Source organism: Acidovorax facilis (assembly GCF_023913775.1).
GTDB lineage: Bacteria > Pseudomonadota > Gammaproteobacteria > Burkholderiales > Burkholderiaceae_C > Acidovorax > Acidovorax facilis.
Genome location: NZ_JAMXAX010000295.1, coordinates 1 through 1,193, shown reverse-complemented (window position 1 = coordinate 1,193; position 1,193 = coordinate 1). Strand labels below are relative to the sequence as shown.

At 56.9% G+C, this 1,193-nt stretch carries 4 protein-coding genes; 1 reads left to right on the top strand and 3 read right to left on the bottom strand.

Going from position 1 to position 1,193, the window contains the following annotated elements; translation table 11 throughout:
• The coding region (locus tag NFX52_RS30265; protein WP_252636005.1) for a hypothetical protein at positions 1–204 on the top strand (204 nt) is incomplete at its 5' end.
• 43 nt (positions 205–247) lie between these two features.
• Here NFX52_RS30265 and NFX52_RS30260 read toward each other — a convergent pair.
• The 3 genes from NFX52_RS30260 to NFX52_RS30255 form a co-directional block, all read right to left on the bottom strand.
• Positions 248–493, bottom strand: coding sequence for a hypothetical protein (locus tag NFX52_RS30260; RefSeq protein WP_156358908.1), 246 nt, complete (start codon positions 491–493; stop codon positions 248–250).
• A gap of 113 nt (positions 494–606) precedes the next feature.
• Positions 607–738, bottom strand: coding sequence for a hypothetical protein (locus NFX52_RS30955; protein WP_255354241.1), 132 nt, complete (start codon positions 736–738; stop codon positions 607–609).
• Positions 739–774: 36 nt separating this feature from the next.
• A partial coding sequence (locus NFX52_RS30255) for a hypothetical protein (protein ID WP_252636004.1) occupies positions 775–1,193 on the bottom strand: 419 nt, incomplete at its 5' end.

Genomic DNA, 1,193 nt, shown 5'->3' with positions numbered 1-1,193 from the left:
TTCTTGTTGTCCGAGTTCGGAAAAAACGTGTTCGTGATCGTCGCGCTGTCCACGCTGGCGTATTCGCAGGACTTTTGCAGCTCGCTCGTCATCGAGCTTGCAAGCTCAGACCCCGACGGGCTGTTGGAACATGCCGCCAGCAAGCAGGCCAGACCACAGAGAGATAGTTTTGTTTTCATGGTGATTGGATGGGATAAAAAGTGAAGTGGGCGGTTTTATGAATGAAAGGGAAGGGCGGGGGCAGGCATCACAGCCCGTTGTCCTTGATGCACTGAATCACAGCGGCTGCGAACGCCATCTGGATCTTTCGGTGCTGCTCCGTACCCAGGATTTCTCCAAAATCGATGCCATCGATCTTGTGGGTCGCGTTCACCTTTTTGTAGGCACAAGAGCAGTTCTCGCGGCTGGCGCCCATGCTCACGCAGCCCCCTACAAACGCCCGCTCGTTCTTGGAACTGCAGGCTGACAGCGATGCCGCGAGCAGGACTGCCACGGCAGTGGTCCTGGCCATTGCTTCAAATCTCATAAGACGCTTTCTTAAAGAGCGGGCAGGGGAGGGAAGGCCTGCAGGGCCACTTCGTCCTTCCCCTGCACCTACGGTGTGATCTACCCCTTGCCGCGGGCAAGGCGCACCAGAATCCACAGCACCAGGAAACCGACCATTTCCCAGGAGCTGAAGATCAAGAAAAACAGATAGATCCCGAACAGCGTCAGGATCACGCGGGCGATGAAAGCCATTGGCGGTCCTCGGGAGGCTGGCAAGTACGCCAGGCACTACGAGCTCATCAGCACCGCCACAAAGACCAAAACCACAATCCCCGCGATCACCGGGCCCAGACTCGGAAACAAGGCAACCGGCCACAACACGCCTTGCCCCAGATGGAACGCAAAGCTGCGAAACGGCTCCGGCCCCCAGAAATGCGCATAGACCGCGTACAGCAGTCCGATCAAGAAATACCCCGCGATCAAGATACGACCCAGCTTCATTGCAACAACTCCCTCAAAATGGAACGCCCTGCGTCCCTTGGTTAAAACAAAAACACCCACAGAGTCGTTTGCAATTGAGAAGCAAACTCCGTAGATGCAAATAAAGCAGAACCGCATCCTTGCGCGGTGCCTGCCAGACCCACACCACCCACACGGCTGCCCGATCCGACCAACCTGCGCGAAGTCCTCGCGTACTGGGTGCGGCT

Coding starts and splice junctions, on each gene's coding strand:
- NFX52_RS30955 (WP_255354241.1), bottom strand. CDS start 738: ATGGCTTTCATCGCCCGCGTGATCCTGACGCTGTTCGGGATCTATCTG.